This window comes from Pseudoxanthomonas sp. YR558 (assembly GCF_900116385.1).
Classification (GTDB): Bacteria; Pseudomonadota; Gammaproteobacteria; order Xanthomonadales; family Xanthomonadaceae; genus Pseudoxanthomonas_A.
The window spans coordinates 16,496-34,573 of the sequence record NZ_FPCI01000001.1 but is presented as its reverse complement, the minus strand read 5'-3'; the positions used below and the strand labels follow the sequence as shown (position 1 = coordinate 34,573).

Annotated in this window: 7 protein-coding genes and 1 tRNA gene; 1 reads left to right on the top strand and 7 read right to left on the bottom strand. The window is 62.5% G+C overall.

All coding sequences use genetic code 11. The features are described from left to right. Positions 1 to 38 precede the first annotated feature (38 nt). The 4 genes from BM365_RS00150 to BM365_RS00135 all read right to left on the bottom strand — a co-directional run bounded on the left by BM365_RS00150 (position 39) and on the right by BM365_RS00135 (position 9,809). Positions 39 to 4,982: an alpha-2-macroglobulin family protein gene (locus BM365_RS00150; RefSeq protein ID WP_093485500.1), complete on the bottom strand. Its 4,944-nt coding sequence runs from the start codon at positions 4,980 to 4,982 to the stop codon at positions 39 to 41. Between the two features lie 87 nt (positions 4,983 to 5,069). Further along, the gene (gene gyrA, locus BM365_RS00145; RefSeq protein WP_093485498.1) at positions 5,070 to 7,766 is read right to left on the bottom strand and encodes a DNA gyrase subunit A; all 2,697 of its coding nucleotides are present in this window, start codon (positions 7,764 to 7,766) and stop codon (positions 5,070 to 5,072) included. Between the two features lie 287 nt (positions 7,767 to 8,053). Beyond that, positions 8,054 to 8,128 (bottom strand) — tRNA-Val (locus BM365_RS00140). A 58-nt stretch (positions 8,129 to 8,186) separates the two neighbouring features. Continuing rightward, positions 8,187 to 9,809, bottom strand: a complete 1,623-nt coding sequence (locus BM365_RS00135) for an FMN-binding glutamate synthase family protein (RefSeq protein ID WP_093485496.1) — start codon at positions 9,807 to 9,809, stop codon at positions 8,187 to 8,189. A 155-nt stretch (positions 9,810 to 9,964) separates the two neighbouring features. On the opposite strand from BM365_RS00135, the gene BM365_RS17920 reads away from it, so the two are divergent. Beyond that, positions 9,965 to 10,111, top strand: coding sequence for a hypothetical protein (locus BM365_RS17920; protein ID WP_158253509.1), 147 nt, complete (start codon positions 9,965 to 9,967; stop codon positions 10,109 to 10,111). 1,332 nt (positions 10,112 to 11,443) lie between these two features. Here the strand turns inward: BM365_RS17920 and BM365_RS00125 are convergent. The 3 genes from BM365_RS00125 to BM365_RS17685 all read right to left on the bottom strand — a co-directional run bounded on the left by BM365_RS00125 (position 11,444) and on the right by BM365_RS17685 (position 16,830). Beyond that, positions 11,444 to 11,710 carry a hypothetical protein gene (locus BM365_RS00125; protein WP_093485492.1) on the bottom strand — a complete coding sequence of 89 codons (267 nt, stop codon included), beginning with the start codon at positions 11,708 to 11,710 and terminating at the stop codon, positions 11,444 to 11,446. Then, the gene (locus tag BM365_RS18085; RefSeq protein ID WP_175502021.1) at positions 11,707 to 14,973 is read right to left on the bottom strand and encodes an RHS repeat domain-containing protein; all 3,267 of its coding nucleotides are present in this window, start codon (positions 14,971 to 14,973) and stop codon (positions 11,707 to 11,709) included. The genes BM365_RS00125 and BM365_RS18085 overlap by 4 nt, the downstream gene beginning before the upstream one ends. A gap of 72 nt (positions 14,974 to 15,045) precedes the next feature. Continuing rightward, positions 15,046 to 16,830 carry a hypothetical protein gene (locus BM365_RS17685; protein ID WP_139227239.1) on the bottom strand — a complete coding sequence of 595 codons (1,785 nt, stop codon included), beginning with the start codon at positions 16,828 to 16,830 and terminating at the stop codon, positions 15,046 to 15,048. Positions 16,831 to 18,078 lie beyond the last annotated feature (1,248 nt).

Below are 18,078 nucleotides of genomic sequence, written 5' to 3'. Positions count from 1 at the left end.
AGCACCTTCTCCCCGCACGCGGGGAGAAGGTGACCGCCTCACGGCTGCACCACCGTGATCGTCGCCGGCGAGGCCTTGCCCACGCCGCGAATATCCGGGCGATACATGTCTTCCACCAGCGACGGCGGCACCGTATAGATGCCAGGCGTCACCGCGCGAACGAGGTAGAACAACTTCGCCGTGCCGCCGCGATCGAGCTTCAGCGCCGCCACGTAGCGGTCATCACGGAACTCTTCGTGCTTGACGTCGGCGGCGCTGCCGCGATCACTGATCGCGATGCCGTCCACGACCACCTCGGCCCATTGCTTCGCATCGCCCAGATTGAAGTTCTCGATCTCCAGGCCAGCCGGCAACAGGTCGGTGAACAAGGCATCGGGCATGTCCACGTGCGCCGTGACGCCCACGCGCACGATCAACGCCTCGCCTTCCTTCAGCGTGCCGCCCTTCCACTCCTGCCCGTCGGTCTTGTAGTACCGGCGCTCGATGCCGATCTGGCGATTGTCCGGCGCTGGTGCGCTACGCGGGATGCCGGCCACGTCCAGCGAGGCGTACAGCGGCGGCGAACCTTCGGGCACGAAGCGCACGCCGCGTGCGAGCGCCGCGTGGTCGACGCTCCGGCCGAACAGGCGCACCGGCGCGACGGTTTCCGCATCACCGCCGATGCTCCATTGGCCGGAGACCAGCTTCTTCTGGTCCACCATCAACGCCTTGCCCAGCCGGGCCAGCGCCACCTGCTCCTGCGTGCTCAGCCACAGCCAGCCACTGTTGCGCCGTGCATCCAGCTCGCGTCCGAGCGAGATCGCGCGGCGGTCGTACTCGGGCTTGGTCAGCTTGCGTTCGTGCACCAGCGCGATCATCAACGCGTCGTCGCGCAGCTTCGTGCCGTAGTCGCCCAGGTACTCCGGTCGGTCGCCGGTCTTGGCGAAGCCTTCGGCGATCGCCTTGGCGCCGCGATTGCGGTCGCCCTGCAGCGTCAAGGCGATACCCAGGTGCACCAGCGGCAGACCCGTCAGGGCCTTGCCACGCTCGTTGTCGTACAGCGCACGCAAGGTACCGAGCGGCGCACGATTCACCCGCGCCAGCACATACCCCGCGTAGGCCTGGTTGGCGAATTTCAGGTGATCGCGACGGTCATAGCCGTAGAACTGCGCGCCACCGGCGAGCAGATCTTCGTTGAGGCGCGTCAGCGCCTTCTGCAGCACGGCGTCCGGCACGGCGAACCCGCCTTCGCGCGCATCCAGCAGGAACTCGGCGATGTAGGGCGTCAAACCGGGATTGACGTAGTCGTCGTTGCCCCACATCGAGAAGTGGCCATTGGCCACCTGCATCGAGGCCAGGCGACCGAACGCGCCTTCCATGCGCTCGCGGCGCTTCTTCGCGTCGAGGCCATCGATGCCCAACAGCTTCGCCGTGGCGTCCTCCAGTTCCAGCGCCGCATAGCCCTTGCTGGTCGTCTGTTCCGCGCAACCATAGGGGTATTCCAGCGCGCCCTTCAAGGCACTGGCGAACGGAATCGGCGGCAGCGCGCTGACCGTCATGCGCGCGGTCACCGACCCGGGCATCAATCCATCCGCGAACCCTGAGCCCATCTCCACCGGCGCCAAGCTATCCAGCACCTGCGTGCGCGAGCGCAACACAGCCGGCCACCCTGCGCGCACCGGAACGTCGTAGCGCCGGTCCACCTTGAAGCCGTTGCCCTCCACGCGAACGCGGACCTGTGCCGTCGTGTAGCCCTCACCTGCGGTGATCGGGAACGTCAGCGTGCGCTTGGCATCGATGGCGAGGTCGGTGCTGCGGCTGCCTTCGCCGATGTTGAGCGGTCCTTCACCGTTGACCAGGACCTTGAACGCGCCGGTCTTGCCGGTGAAGTTCTGCACGTCCAGGGTCACCGTGCTCTTGTCGCCCGGTGCGAGCACGCGCGGCAGGCTGGCTTCGGCCACGATCGGCGCACGCACCACGGTTTCGCGGTCACGATTGCCGTAGCGCGTGTCGGAATAGACCAGCGCCGACACACGCAGCGTGCCGTTGAAGTCGGGCACCTTCAGTGCGACGCGGGCATTGCCCTTGCCATCGAGCTTCACAGGCCCGGAGAACAGATCCACCGTCTGCACGCGCGCCGTCGGGCGCTTGGCCTGCGGCAACGCTTCCAGCGCCATGTCGCCGCCGAAGCGGATCTTGGCGCTACCGCCTTCGAAGCTCTCGATCACGCGACCGTAGATGTCGTACGCGTCGACGCCCAACCGACGCTGGGCGAAGAACTGCGCATTCGCATCCGGTACCGGGAAGCGGGTGATGTTGAGGATGCCCACGTCCACCGCGGATACGGTGACGTGCGCAGTCTGGCCCGCGAGTTCCGGTACGCTGACGCTCGCCCGCAGGTCCTGCTCCGGCCGCATCTGCTTGGGCACCGACAGACCGACCGCGACGCGACGGTCGCGACGGTCCATCGGCACGTGCGCCACGCCCACCGCGCGGGCCGGGGTGATCTTGCTGGGCGCGGAACCGCCACGGAACACCAGCGCGGTCACATAGACGTCATGGCGCTCCCACTCCTTGGTCACCGGGATAGAGAACGTGCTGCCCGGCTTGGCCTCGATCGCCTGCACGTACAGCATGCGGTCGGCTTCCACCATCAGCAGGCCCTTGCCCGCGTGCGGCGGCGTGATGGTCACCTTCAAGGTGTCCCCGGCCTTGTAGCCGGTTTTGTCCAGCGCCAGCTTGACCTTGTCGGGGCGCGCATCCAGGCCGCGGTTCTGGTCGTCCCAGCTCCAGCCCGCGCGGAACGGATAGCGGGTGGTCAGGCCGGTCGCCGGGTCGAACACGTCGAGCCGGTATTCGCCCCACTCCACTGGGAAATCCACTTTCGAGGCACCGGTGCCGATATCCAGCGTGCGCGTGTCCTTGTTTTCGAACCGGCGGGTGAAGTCGTAATCCCAGCCGCCGTCTTCGTCGTAGTTCCAGTGGTAGTCGCGCAGCTCGCGCACCAGCGTGGCCTTCAGGCCCTTCGCCGGCTGCGGCTTGCCCGCGGCATCCACGCGCACCAGTTCGAAGCCGGCATTGGCGTTGGCGTCGGCGCCGTCCTTGTCGTCGAACAGCGGACGGATACCGACCAGCGAACCGGCGGGCCACAACACGCGCTTCAGCGTGCGGTTCACCGTGCGGCCGCCGGTTTCGTAGACGCTGCCCGAGACGATCGCCGCAATGGTGCTGCGCGGTTTGGCCTCGGCGGGCAGCGCGATGTCTTCCTGCAGCACGCCGTTCTCCGGCAGCGTGGCGTCGATGACGTCCTTGGCTTCCTTCGGCAGCTCCAGCGTAGGGTCGCCGAAGAAGTAACCCGGCAACTGCTCCAGCGGATGCTGTTCCACCGCGACCGCGAGCTTGGCGGTAAAGCGGTTGCCGCTGGCCGGCGCGCCATAAAGATACGCTGCGGTCGCGGTGAGCTTCAGCGGCTCGCCCGGCTTCAGTACCGGCTGCGCCGCATCCAGGTCCAGCTTCATGCGTTCGGGAAGGAATTCCTCGATGCGCAGGGTCATACCCTGCACCGCCTCCTTGCTCGCCGGGTCGGTACGGAATTCCACCTGCCAGCGACCGGTCGGCGCTTCCACCGGGATCGCCTGCTCGAAACTGAAATAGCCCTGTGCACCGGGCTGCAGGCGGGTCTCGCGGAACACCTTGCCGTCCGGCTGCTTCAGCCGCAGGAACACGGGCTGTCCCCCACCCTGCTTGGGCGCGGGAACGGGCTTGCCGTCGTTGTCGCGCAGCAGGGCGGAGATACGCACCATCTCGCCGGGGCGATACAGATCACGACCGGACCATGCGAACACGTCGAACCAGGCTTGTTCGCGACCGGCCACGGCGAATTCGGACAAGTCCAACGCTGGCTGGTTGAACGGCAGCATGGACACGTCCTTGCCGCGCGTGGCGACCAGCACGTGGGCGGCGTCGAGCGTGTACTTCAGCAGCGCATTGCCGTTGCCGTCGGTCTTGCCGGCCAGCACGGCTTCGCCGCGTGCATCTAGGACTTTCAGCTCGACGCCACCGATGGCAGCGCCGTCCTGCAGCGACGCCGTGTGCACGAACAACGTGTCCTTGTACGCGCGCGTGTGCAGGCCGATGTCGCTGACGGTGAAGAACGCGGTCTCGAACTCGCCGGCGAACTTACCGGTGCGCTTCATCACCGCGAAGTACAAGCCAGGATCCTGCAGTTCGCGGATGTCCTGGATCGGCAGGTAGGTCAGCACGCGCTCGTTGGGCTTGCCGCCCAGCACGAACCGGTTGAGGTAGACGGGCTCGGCGAGGTCGCCGATCGGCGTGCTGTCGCCGTAGTCGCTGTCCAGGTCCCAGCTGCCGCGGCGGCCGCCGCGCTGGTACTCGGCGAAGAACTTCGGCAACTGCTTCTCGCTGACGCGCAGGAACTCCACGTCCACTTCCGGCACGTTGATCGACACCACCGGCAGGCCCCGGCTCTCGCGCGCCGGCAGCACGCTGCCCTGCGATGCGAAGCCAACGGCCGGGTCCAGCTCGCCGGTATGCACCTTGCGCGTGTCGTCCTTGCCCAGGCGCGTGCCGTCGGCGGCGGATAGGCCGGCCTTCAGGGTGACGTCGTAATCCTTCGCTGCTTCGACCGACGGGAATCGCAGGATCAGGCCCTTGTCGTCCAGCACCCAGCTGCCCTTCACCGCGGCGCCATTGGCGTCCTTCACCACCAACAGGTCGTCGAAATCCTGCGAGCTCACCAGCGGGCGGCTGAACTCAAGGGCGATGGCGAGGTCGCCATCATGCTGGTCGGGATAAGCGCCGACGAGCGCGAAGCCCTCAACCTTGGCCGCTTCGGCCTTGATGGGTTCGCCGCTGGCTTCCGGCAGCTGGCCGGTTTCATTGCGTTTGCAGCCGGCGACGGCCGTTGCGGCCAACAAGGCAATAAAAAACGCGCGCACCCAGCGGCTACGCGCGTTCGTCCTGTTCCGATGTACCGATCCCATGTGCCATTCCCTGCCGTGGTCGTGTCGGCAGTATAGAACGCAGGGATGGAGGCGGCGGGGTCATCGCCCGCGCGCCTCCGGGGTCGGTCAGGCCTCCGGGGAGGTTTCGCTGGCGTCGGATGCGGCCGGTGCCGCGCCGATGCCGCCCTCGGTGCCCTCGCCTTCGTCCTCGTCCAGCGACGCATCCAGGCGCTCCACCGCCTGCAGCGTTTCGCCGTCGGACAGGCGGATCAGGGTGACGCCCTGGGTGTTGCGGCCCACCTGCGAGATCTCCGCCGCGCGGGTGCGTACCAGGGTCCCGCCATCGGAGATCAACAGGACCTCGTGGTGGTCGGACAACTGGATGGCACCGACCAGGCGGCCGTTGCGCTCGGTCGTCTTCAGCGCGATCACGCCACGCGTACCGCGGCCTTTGCGCGGATAGTCGCCCACGGGGGTGCGCTTGCCGTAGCCCCGCTCGCTGGCGGTCAGGATGTCGCCATCGCCATCGACGACGACCAGGCTGACCACTTCGGAGCCGGCCTCGACGATGGCGGTGCCGCCTTCGCCGTCGGCGGCTTCGCCCTCGTCCTGCTCGCCCTCGACGTCCGCATCCACGCCTTCCGCCAGCCGCATGCCGCGCACGCCGGTCGCAGTACGGCCCATAGCGCGCACGAGCGCTTCGGAGAAGCGCACGGCGCGGCCGTTGGAGGCGAACAGCATGACGTCGCGCTCGCCGTCGGTCAGCGCCACGCCGACCAGTGCATCGCCGTCGTCCAGGTTGATCGCGATCTTGCCGCGCGCCAGCTTGAAGGCGAACTCGGTGAGCGGGGTTTTCTTGACGGTGCCGTTCTTGGTGGCGAAGAAGACGAACTTGCCCTCCTCGTAGTCGCGCACCGGCACCACGGCCTGGACCTTCTCGCCGGGTTCCAGCGGGATCCAGTTGATGATCGGGCGGCCGCGCGCGTTGGAACCGGCTTCCGGCAGCTGGTAGACCGGCAGCCAGAACACCTTGCCGCTACTGGTGAAGGTCAGCAGCGTGTCGTGCGTGTTGACCAGCCACAACTGGTCGATGAAATCCTCTTCCTTGGTCGCCGCCGCGCTGCGGCCGCGGCCGCCGCGCTTCTGCGCGCGGTAGGCGCTGGCCGGCTGGCGCTTGGCGTAGCCCGCGTGCGACAGCGTGACCACCATGTCTTCCGGGGCGATCAGGTCGAGGATGTCGAGATCCTCTTCGCTGTGGCGGATCTCGCTGCGACGCTCGTCGCCGAATTCGGCCTTGACGTTCAGCAACTCGTCGCGGATCACCTGCAGCAGCACGTCCGGGTTCTCGAGGATGCGGATCAGGCCAGCGATCACTTCCAGCAGCTGGCGGTATTCCTCGGTCAGCTTCTCCTGCTCCAGGCCGGTCAGGCGGTGCAGGCGCATTTCCAGGATCTGCGTGGCCTGCGCCTCGCTGAGCTGGTAGCGGCCGTCGACGAAGCCGATGGCGGCAGGCAGGTCTTCCGGCCGCGACGCCTCGGCGCCCGCGGCGGCCAACAGCGATCCCACCAGGCCCGGCTCCCAGGTCTTGGCGAGCATCCGCTCACGCGCTTCCTGCGGGTTGGCCGACGTCTTGATCAGCTCGATCATCTCGTCGATGTTCGCGAGCGCGACCGTCAGGCCTTCCAGGATGTGGGCGCGATTGCGTGCCTTGCGCAGTTCGAAGATGGTCCGGCGGGTCACCACTTCGCGACGGTGGCGGACGAAGGCTTCCAGCATCTGCTTCAGGTTGAGCAGCTGCGGACGGCCGTCGACCAGCGCGACCATGTTGATGCCGAACACCGATTCCATCGGCGTCTGCAGGTACAGGTTGTTGAGGACGACCTCGGCCGATTCGCCGCGCTTGACCTCGATGTAGATGCGCATGCCGTCCTTGTCGGACTCGTCGCGCAGCTCGCTGATGCCTTCGAGCTTCTTTTCCTTCACCAGCTCGGCGATCTTCTCGATCAACCGCGCCTTGTTCACCTGGTACGGGATCTCGGTGACGATGATCGACTCGCGGCCGTTATCGTCGTTGACCTCGATGTCGGCCTTGGCGCGCATGCGCACGCGGCCGCGGCCGGTGCGGTAGCCGGCGATGATGCCGGCGGTGCCGTTGATGATGCCGCCGGTGGGGAAATCCGGGCCGGGGATGTACTGCATCAGCCCGTCGACATCGAGCTCGGGATTGTCGATCAGCGCGATCAGGCCGTTGACCACTTCCGACAGGTTGTGCGGCGGGATGTTGGTGGCCATGCCCACCGCGATGCCGGCCGAACCGTTCACCAGCAGGTTCGGGAAGCGCGTCGGCAGGACCGTCGGCTCCAGTTCCTTCTCGTCGTAGTTGGGCTGGAAATCGACGGTTTCCTTGTCGATGTCCGCCAGCAGCTCATGGGTGAGCTTGGCCATGCGGGCTTCGGTGTAACGCATGGCGGCGGCGGAGTCGCCATCGACCGAACCGAAGTTGCCCTGGCCATCGACCAGCATGTAGCGCAGCGAGAACGGCTGCGCCATGCGCACCAGCGTGTCGTAGACCGACTGGTCGCCGTGCGGGTGGTACTTACCGATCACGTCACCGACGATACGGGCGGACTTCACGTGCGGCTTGTTGGCGTGGTTGCCCAGTTCGTTCATCGCGAACAGGACGCGCCGGTGGACAGGCTTGAGACCGTCGCGGACATCCGGAAGCGCGCGCCCCACGATCACGCTCATCGCGTAATCGAGATAGCTGCGACGCATCTCGTCTTCGAGGTTGACGGGGATGATTTCCTTGGCGGTATCGGCCATTCGGGTTCCGTGTTTCTCTGATTGTCTCGGGCCTGAATCCGGGCCAAAGCGGGCCTAGCCGACGAGGGTCGGCGAGGCAGCGACAGGCGGGGATTCCGGCGGGTTCTGCAACCTGTGGAGTGTATCACAACGGGTGTGCCAGACCGGCCTTTTCGGCCACAGAAACAAGCACTTATGGCGCCATCGGAAGCGCATTCCGTCGAATGGCGGGCGGCCGGCACGTCGGCATGCGCCGGGAGTAGGCGGACACGAAAAAGCCCGGCCGAGGCCGGGCTTTTCGCTGGATCTGGTGGGCGGTACAAGTTTCGAACTTGTGACCCCTGCCGTGTGAAAGCAGTGCTCTACCGCTGAGCTAACCGCCCGAATTCGTCGGGGCGCGCATGATAAACGGGGACCGGGGAGCCGGTCAACGCACCCGCCTCAGCGGTCCTTGGTGTCGCACAGGGCGCTGACCCGCTTGGGCGGCGCAAACGCGTCGCTGCGGGCATCGGCCCAGAAGTCCCGGAACACCGCATGCGCCGGCACCCGGTCCAGCAGTTCGCCCGGCTCCAGGAACCGGTACAACGAGGCCAGCGAGCGCACTTCGATCGGTGACACCCGGCGCAGGATGTGTTCCGGCCCCAGCTGCTGCGGGTGGTCGAGGCCGGCCGCGCACAGCATGTCGCGCAGCGCCTTCAGCGTGTTGTCATGGAACTGCTGCACGCGCACCGACTTGTCGCCTACGTCCAGGTGCTTCCAGCGCTTCGGATCCTGCGTGGCGACGCCGGTAGGACAACGGTCGTTGTGGCAGCTCTGCGACTGGATGCAGCCCAGCGCGAACATGAAACCCCGGGCGGCGTTGCACCAGTCCGCGCCCATGGCCATCGTGCGGGCGACATCGAAGGCACTGATGATCTTGCCGGCGGCACCCAGCCGCACCTTGTCGCGTAGGTTCAAACCGACGAGCGTGTTGTGGACCAGTAGCAGCGCCTCGTGCATCGGCACGCCCACATGGTCGATGAACTCCGCGGGCGCCGCGCCTGTACCGCCTTCCGCACCGTCCACCACGATGAAGTCCGGCAACAGGCCGGTCTCCTGCATGGCCTTGGCGATGCCGAACCACTCCCAGGGGTGCCCGATGGCCAGCTTGAAACCGGTCGGCTTGCCGCCGGAGAGCTCACGCAGGCGCGCGATGAACTGCAGCAGCTCCACCGGCGTGGAGAAGGCGGAATGCTTCGCCGGCGAGACGCAGTCGTGCCCCATCGGTACGCCGCGGGTCGCTGAGATTTCCGCGCTGACCTTCGCTGCCGGCAGGACGCCGCCGTGGCCCGGCTTGGCGCCCTGCGACAACTTCAACTCGATCATTTTCACCTGGGGCGAGCGCGCGTTCTCGACGAAGCGCGCCTCACTGAAGCGCCCCTCTTCATCGCGGCAACCGAAGTAACCGGAGCCGATTTCCCAAACCAGGTCGCCACCCTTCTCGCGATGGTAGGGCGAGATCGAGCCCTCGCCGGTGTCATGGTAGAAGCCACCCCGTCGCGCGCCTTCGTTAAGTGCGCGCACCGCATTCGCCGACAGCGCGCCGAAACTCATCGCCGAGATGTTGAACACGCTGGCCGAGTACGGCTGCGCCGAGCCAGCCCCGATGACCACGCGGAAGTCGTGCGAATCCACGTGCGTCGGCGCCATCGAATGGTTGATCCATTCGTAGTCCACGCTGTACACGTCCTGTTGGCTGCCGAACGGCACCACGTCCATCACGCCCTTGGCGCGCTGGTACACCAGCGAACGTTGCTGTCGCGAGAACGGCACTTCGGCCGTGTCGCCTTCGATGAAGTACTGGCGGATTTCGGGGCCAACCGACTCCAGCCCGTAACGGAAATGCGCCAGCACCGGGTAATTGCGGCGTAACGTGCTGCGCGTCTGCAGCACGTCCCAGGTACCGAGCACCGCCAGCGCGCCGAAGAGCGCAACGCCCCACCAGGCCACAGGCCAGGACAATGCCAACACCAGCATGCAGGCCGTCAGCAACACCGTGACGGCATAGGCGAGGTAACGCTGCATCGGCAGTCTCCCGTGGGCCAGTCGCGATTCTAAGCCAAGCCCTGCGACCACGCGCCGCAGGAGGCGCTTTGCTGTTCGCGAGGGTTGATCCGGATCAATGCCGGCATCCGGATGCAGTGCGAGCGTGGCGGCACCACAACCAAGGGGAGACCGACATGCATCCGATCCTTCGCGAAATCCTGCTCGAGCCGGTGGGCTGGCTGGCCATCGGGGGCAGCATCGTCATGGTGGGCATCGCCTTCGCGGTGGCGATGTTCGTGCGCAAGAAGGTGCGCGAGGAAGAGAAACGGCAGCGACGCTGAGTGCAGCGTCGAACTTGTGCCCGGAGCCTCACCCGAAAGAGGCTCCTAATGCATTGATTACACTCGGAAATATCTGAACCTATAGTCTTTCCGACTCGCGTTCTGACACACATCTTGTGAGCCGTGCCCGCTGGACACCTTATAAGTGTATTTGGGAGCTGGGGCCCTCTGACCTGCCCCACCCCCCGTCGCGCCCCGACATCTACAGCGTGCCTCATCAAAGTCGATGTCGGGGATGTACACGACGCGGCGACCAACGGATCAGGTTGTGCGCTTCCCCGTGTATCTACTTGCTGTGGGGCTCAAACAAATCCCACCTAAGGGACTAGGCGGGCATAAGACCGACATCGCCATTGCGCCTTGTGTGGGACCGCAGGTGCAGTCCCACACATATAGGTGGGATTGGAGACGCGATCCCACGTGCCCGCCTTCGCGCCAACTGCTCGGGGCTCCCCATAAGATCCCACCTATATTGGGTGGGACTGCCGCCAAGTTTCCGCCACGACGCTACCAGGCAACCCACAGGCACACTCTGCGACAGTGGCAATGCCACCTAGCAGTTCAGTAACGCTAAGGTGTCTTCATACATTGGACCCTTAAGCTGGCCCATTGCATTGCGATCGAATTCCCCCCCAAACCTACTTTTGACCAACCGACCACGCCTGCACACTGATCTCAACTTGAGTAGTGTTCAGGAGCAGATCAATGGGAGAGCTGAGGCAGCCCACCCAACTGGAGTCCGTCCAGTCAGTGGCGCGGCGTCTAGGAATCAGCAGATCCAGGATCTACGCATGGGTCAGCCAAGGGCGATTCCCACCTCCAACCAAGCTTGGCCGTAGTAGTCGCTGGATGGTCGATGAAGTGGACGCCTGGATCAGACGTCAGATAACCGATGGTCAGGACTAGTCCACATGACTTTGCAGGGCAAATTTTACGACGCGAATTGCGTGCACTTCTCTCACTTCGGTGAATGGGGTCGAATCTCGCTGCAGGGGCGTCAGCCCCTTAACACCAACACCAAACTCACTCTCGGCGGGACGACTCACCAGCTCTGCCAATTGAGCCAGTCAGGCGGCGCCACCACTTGTTGGGGCTGTGGCGAGACTCAGGCCACTGTTGGATGCGCGAGAAGTCGCCTAGAAGCCAGGTATGCACACCGGCCAGTCCAACAGCGATGTGATGCCCCACAGACCAACTACAGGCTTTGCCTCCCTCCAGAGCCTGAGATATGCGGCCCGACCAGCCGTCGGGACCCTCGGGCGCGGCGCCCACCAGACGAGGACAAATGGACACGGAGGTTTGCAACATCAAGCTTGCTGCCAATCCGCGCCGTCAGTTGTTGCCCGGCTCCTTACGCTTGATGGCTTTCCGCGCAAAGTAGATTGCTAAACCTGAAATCGAGCCTCCCAACACAGAAATGATGAGCGAGAACGCCAAATAACTCATTGACCCCATAACAGCGCCCGCACCGTTTCTGACGGTGCCCTTCTCGAACCCAAATATCCAGAAAACATAAATCGGGAAAAATAGACTTACCGCAAGAAAAATCCATCCTGCAACGAGAACCTGCCACTCGACCAGCCGCCGAAACGAAATCACTTCTTGTCCTTTGGATGCTCCGCCTCCGGCTCATTAAACCGATAGGTAAAGTTCACCTGCTCGCCAACTCCAAACATGCTTAGCGTACCGATGCCGAGTCGTTGTGATGCTCCGCTAATGCTTCCACCCTGCTTATCCCAATCCACGGCGCCACCAATCGTCGCTCCTCGAACGGGGATTGTTAGCTCCGCATGGTGATTACCAGTGATCTCTAAGCCACTTGGGCGGCTGCCACCTTCTGCAACACCGATCCCGTATGTTCCCCCTAATGATTGCCCGCCACCGTGGGACCACATGGGAACAAACGAGCCGGTAAGTGCCACCTGACCACGATGCGTGACCGACAAGGTAAGGGAGCCTCCAATGGCACCCTTGGGCACAAGATTCTGAGCACCCGGCACCATTGGAGCAGCGAGCGTCCCTGAGACTCCAACGTTGGCACTGTAAGTATGGGTCTCGAAATGCCGCCTTACACCCTCACCGGCAGCTCTAGCCGCTCCGTCGGCTGCGTCACTCAATCTGCTTCCAGCATATCTAATCACTGCCCCCCTGATTTCACTCAAAAGTCCATTGAGCGCGTCCCGACCGAACCTCCCATCGGGATCAAGAAACCGATACGGGTTGTTCGCCGCGTACCTGTACCGATTGAACATCCCAACCGGATTGCTATACGCCGTCACCGGATCCACGGAAAGGAACAACCCCACCGTCGGATCGTAGTACCGCTGCTGCATGTAGGTTAAGCCGGTGGCTCCATCCTGGAAATGCCCCGTATAACCGATGCCCTGGTAGCTCGGCTTACCTATCATGGCGCCGTAGGGCTCGTAGTCGTTTCGCTCGATGACCGCGCCGGCCTGGTTGGTTACTGCGACCGGGCTACCTAATGCGTCGGTGTGCTGGAACTTAGCGAATATGCCGCCGGCGTGAGGAGACTCGCGAATCGCAATGATGCTCCCCGCTAGATAAATGTTCTCCTGGTTCTTGCCGTTCTTGTAGTCTTCTTGGTACAGGAGCTGACCGGCATTCGAGTACATCGACAGGATGCTATTGGTCGATGCCACGTCCCACGCCAGCACACGGCGACCGCGGCCATCGTAGCGATAGTGCTCTTTTCCCGAGACTACGCGCAATCGATTGCCGTAGTCGAACTGATAAGTCTGATTGTTCTTGACCGCAAGATTACCTTGAGGATCGTATTCCAGGCCGACGACACTGGCGCCGCCACTGTTCTTGATGTTGGTCAGACGGTTCTGCGAATACACATACTCCGCATAGTCCTTCACGCCCGCGTGCTTCCACGACGTAATATTGTCGAGCGCGTTGTACGTAAAGCGATGGTAGTGGTCACTTCCGCCGAACATCGCCGAGCCCGCTGCCGTCAGACGATCAAGACCGTCATAGAACAGATACCGATTCTTCGACGGCGTATCCAGATCGTAGATGTTGTCCACATTGCCATTGCTGTCGTAGCTGTACTGCAGACGATGCGTGCCGCCCGAATCGGCAGTGACCAACGGCAATTGACGCGCGTTTTGCGACATCGAATGCACGATACCGTTGCCATATGTGAACTGCTTAGTGGCGCCATTGGGGTAGTAGCCGACAGCAGACGCATAATAATAACCTGACTGGTCCCGCGCTTGCGTGGCCTGCCCCAACGCGTTGGGGACGTAGCTGATCACCAGCCCCGTGGGATAGGTTTGCGTGGACAAGCTGCCATTGCCATCGTATCCGTATCCAAGAGCCCACGTGTACCAGCCCAACTGGGTGGAGCTCTCGCCCGTCAGGAGGCGACGCTTGTTGTACACATAGTCGTTCTCGACCACGCCAGCGTTCAAGCCATCGTTGTGCGTCGTGACCTTTCGAGGAAGGCCGTCTGGCCAGTACTGCCAGGTCTGACTCCCGATACCGGCCGGGAATGCCAGATCCTGCAAGCGATTCCTACTGTCGTAGGTGCGATCGCTTCGCCTGGCAGCAACTGCCGGAGTCGTGCCATTCGGCTCGCAGACCTGCCCTGCAGGAAGGCCAGAGGACGACCATTTCAGGTTGCCGGCCCCGTCGTATCCCATCAATGTCGTGCCGGTTTCCGGCTCTTCACTACGGCACAGTTCCTGGTGAATGTTGTAGCCGTAGTACCGCCACGCCTGGACGCTCGCATCCGCATTCCTGCGCCGCAAGGCCGTCACCTTGCCGAAAACATCTCGATGTATCTCCGTCGATGCACCTTCTGGATGGTCGGTGCCCGCGGGCGCGTCATAGGTTGGCTGATCGAACACCTGGTAAATGGTCAGCGACGGTTGGCCGCGCGGGTTGGTGACTCGCGTCTTGAATCCAGGCAGATACTCTGTCAGCGTGGTCAGAAGCCCATGCTCACTGTCCTGCGATACGCCTGTCACGCGACCCAACGCATCGTAGACCGTGTGAACGCCCTGCGACTCGGTCAGACGATCCACGCCCCGCTTGGGATAAGATTGAAAGATCACTCGCGAGTCGTGGTCATAGCGCTTAACCACTTGCGAAAGCGTGCCACCTATGTCGGCATAGTCCAGCGACTCCTCCAGCACTGGACGCCACAGGGCATCGTAGTAGGTATTTACGTGCCGATTGCCTAGGCGACGCATCCTTGTCCAGTGGCCAGCGGCAAGTCCGTGCTCATCATGCGCCACCGGGACGAATAACGATGTCTCGACATTCCATGCAGACGCGTCGCATGCTCCTACGGTTGACTCTGATGGATAGGTGATCTGCACTGTTCGCCCCATCGCGTCATAGGCGTAACAGGTCTTGTAGCCGTTCTCGTCGGTAAAGGCCACTATCCAGCCGTTGTTGTCGACCATCGCAGACTGAGTGGCGCCACCCGGCGAGTCCGCCGTTATCGGATACTGAATGTTCTGAGGAACTCCTCGCTTCCAGTTTGTGTAGGTAGTGAGGTTGTTGTTGCCGTCGGCCACGGTTCTGAGCGTGCCCAACTGGCCGCTTGCCAGCGAGGATGTGGTGTCGTAGGTTCGGGTCTGCTGCAGCTTGCCGAAAGACCTGACTGCCGTCGGCAAAGCGTAAGTCGGATCAAATGTGGTCTCCGCGATCACTATTCCTATGGGCGCCCAGCTCGGCGTGCACTCGACAGGCGCTATGCAAGTGGTTTTGGTCACCTGCCCAAGAATCCAAGCATTTGTGTTGTCGTGATACGTAGTCACCTCGGTTCTTGTGTAGCTCTGCCCTATTGCGATCGAGGGCATCTGCAACGAGATCAGACCGACCAACATCAAAGCGAGCGCCGAGATCCTAGGCATGACTGTCTATTCCGGAAGGATAGGGAATTTCCGACTTGTGCAAACTTACGGACTGGGCGCGCTAGCCTTGGTGACTGATAAAGGTCGCGCGTAGACATCAAAAGAATTGACCGTAGTGCTAAATGCCACACCATCGAGTCGAGTCGTCGTAGCTTGCATCGGACTTATGTAGCTATCCGCGACATGCAGTCCGCCGGGGATGTTCGCGTCAGTCGGGTTTCCTCCAACGCGTGCCGGCCATGGACCTTGATTGAATGGCGCGTATGTAACGGTCGTCTCCTTCCGGACTACGAGTTGACTATCAAGCCATTGCGTCTTGAGTACCTTGCCCTCAAGTTTTGAACCCTGGATCGTCGTGAATGCGTAGTCGGTTCGGGCCCCATCCGGGCTGATCTCACTCGAGGTACGAGTCGTCACACACGAGTTCGTCGAGTAGCACGGATCATGGACCCAGCTTGCAACTGCGTCCGAGTAACGGTACGTCCATGTTTGCGTTGCCAGGCCAGGTCCTGATATCGACTTGCTGACAAGACCGTTCTCCCTTGAAAACATGCGAGCGGACTCGAAGCTGCTGTTACTCGGCGGCGGTCCAGCGCAGTTGGAAGTGTTACTGATATCCCCAGCGTGGCTGTATGCACGCACGGTAATTGCCCGCCCAAAAGTCGCAGTCGCACCTGAGGGTGCTTTCACTGACGAAAAGGCGTCTGGTGATGTGGGCGACTGCCTCACTCGCTCTCCGCACAATGCTTGAGTGCTTGTACTGAAGAGATCGAAGTGCCGAAGGTCGGTATAGGTCCATGTGGAACCATCGGGCAGAGTGACCTTGGACAGGTAGACCAAGTTGCCGGATCCCGCAGACACGTATTCGTATGACCATGTTTGAAGTACAGCACTTGTCTGCACATCCACGGTCGATATTGAGCTGATGACGTTGTAGTCGTCGCGCCATGTGAGCGCAACCTTTCGTCCGTCGTTAGTCGTAATGGAAGTTAGGCGGTCTCCTGTGTACTGGTAGCTCGCAGAATTTCCAAACCTATCGACGACCTTGGACACATACATGGTCACCCACTGGCGCCCTTGGCGCGCCGGCAAATCAAAGTAGGTGGTGATCCGTTCCCTACCCCCTACCAGGTAGTCGAAATAGTACTTTGTGCCGTTCGGCGCCAAACCCAAGAAGCCTTCTCCCAACTGACCGTTACTGGTAGTTGGCAAGCAATCGAACTGCCAGTTGTCCCGTGCGACGGCAGGATAATTGGAGGCAGCAGTCAGGGTGGGTCGGATAGTGTTCGTGGCATCACGCTTCAGCAGTTGTCGGCGGACGCCCGCTTCGTCCGTTACGAAGTATCCCGGGAACCATTGGCCGCCAGCGTCATTGACAAAAGCCGCAACGCCAAAGTATGTGCAGCGTTTGTAGGCAGACGCCCCCGACTGGGAGACCTGCCACGCCTGTCCTGGCGCTGTGGGCGGATTGCTGATGGCGGACGTCAGGATGGTTTCTATGCGCGGAATGGACAGCGTCCAGTCGCCCATGTCGTAGTTCTGCAGCCGATCGAACTTGAACTGACCACGCGTGTAGTTGCGCCCGATGACAATAGTCGGCCCCTGTCCAGCCAGCGAAGTATCTGTCTGAGCGAAGGTCAAGCTGCCCGTATCAGGGTCCCAAGTTTCTCCGAATGCGTTGCCGTGCAGGGAGTCAACGCTATCGCGACGAAAGACTTCGTTTCGATAGCTGTAATTGTCGATGGAGTTCTGCGACTGCGCTGCGAATGGAACTGCGCTTGCCAAGAGCATTCCTAGCCACGCCAACACGCTTCCATTGCGAATCACCATGAGTATCCCCCGGTCCGTTCTAGGTCGGCTGGCTGCGGGCACAGCCCGTTCGGTGCGCACAGGCCTCTCGCGAGAGCCAATGCATCGACCATCTAATGGTTGCCCCTTTAGCGCGACGCTACTCCCAACTTCTTCGGCTTGGAAGTGAGGATTACAAGTAAACGCGCTTACGTCGGTCCAGGTGGTCGGAACGATGGCAGAGCTGGCCTAGATACCTACAAGAACTACCCGTCACCCCTGCTCACGGGGCGCATGGCGCGAGTGAGCGACCGTACCGGTCCCGCGCTGGGCAGTACGAGCCTCCGACGAACTGGCTGTCACATTCAAGCCAGAGGACTTCGCGAAAGGTCGTAAGGATTGACCTAAGTCGGCGATCGACTCGAGGTCGTCGGGGATGTTGTCGATTTTGATGACTCGAGAGGACGAGGGAGAGCTGCTCCGTCCACTCAAGAGGTCGCCCCGGGAGTTTGGCTCTCTGTACTGGCGCACCGTGTCTCGCTTAGCCGGTTGCTTAGAGTAAGCCAGTGCGCGTACTTGGGCATTCGGCCACCACCAACGCTAGCGTGCGCGAAGCAACCTGTACCGCCAGGAACGAAATAGGAGAAACATGCTCCATAAGCTGTCCGGTAGAGAAGGCCGCCCGGTGCGTGAATGGAACGGGAGGCACTCCGCCCCAATGTACATGCGATCCGACGTAAGAAGGTAGGTCGCTACTCCACTAGACCCGCACCATCAATTACTTATCTCCGCCGCATCTTACGGATCAGATCAACGTAAGCGCCCGCGGCGCACAGGCCGACGTCCATATTTTGCGCAGCGCTCGCAGTGGACCGACGAACGGTGTCCGCCGCAACTGAGGCGCGTCGTTGTCCTGTGGCAGTAGCGCGGGGCGGGGATGTCCGTCGCTCGCTTCGCCAGCCCCAGACGGACCCAGCTCAAGGAGTAGGACTGTGAATCTTCGAAATGTGCTTATTTTCATTTCCCTGACGCTTAGCTGCGCGGTCGCCGCAGCTGAGGAGCAAAAGGCAAGGGTGGCACCTGCCACGTGCCTCTCGTACATGTCGGAAAACGATGTCATCGGAGTGGACTACACGGCTAACGGTGACGCGGTGGAATACAAGCGGACGGCGGCTGATGCGGAAAGGCTTGTGGCGGCGCTGAGAGCGAAGATTGCACGAGATCCCTCGATAACCCAATCGGTCGAGTGGAAGCCGGCAATGCTTACCGCGGCCTACTGGCTCGCCCTGT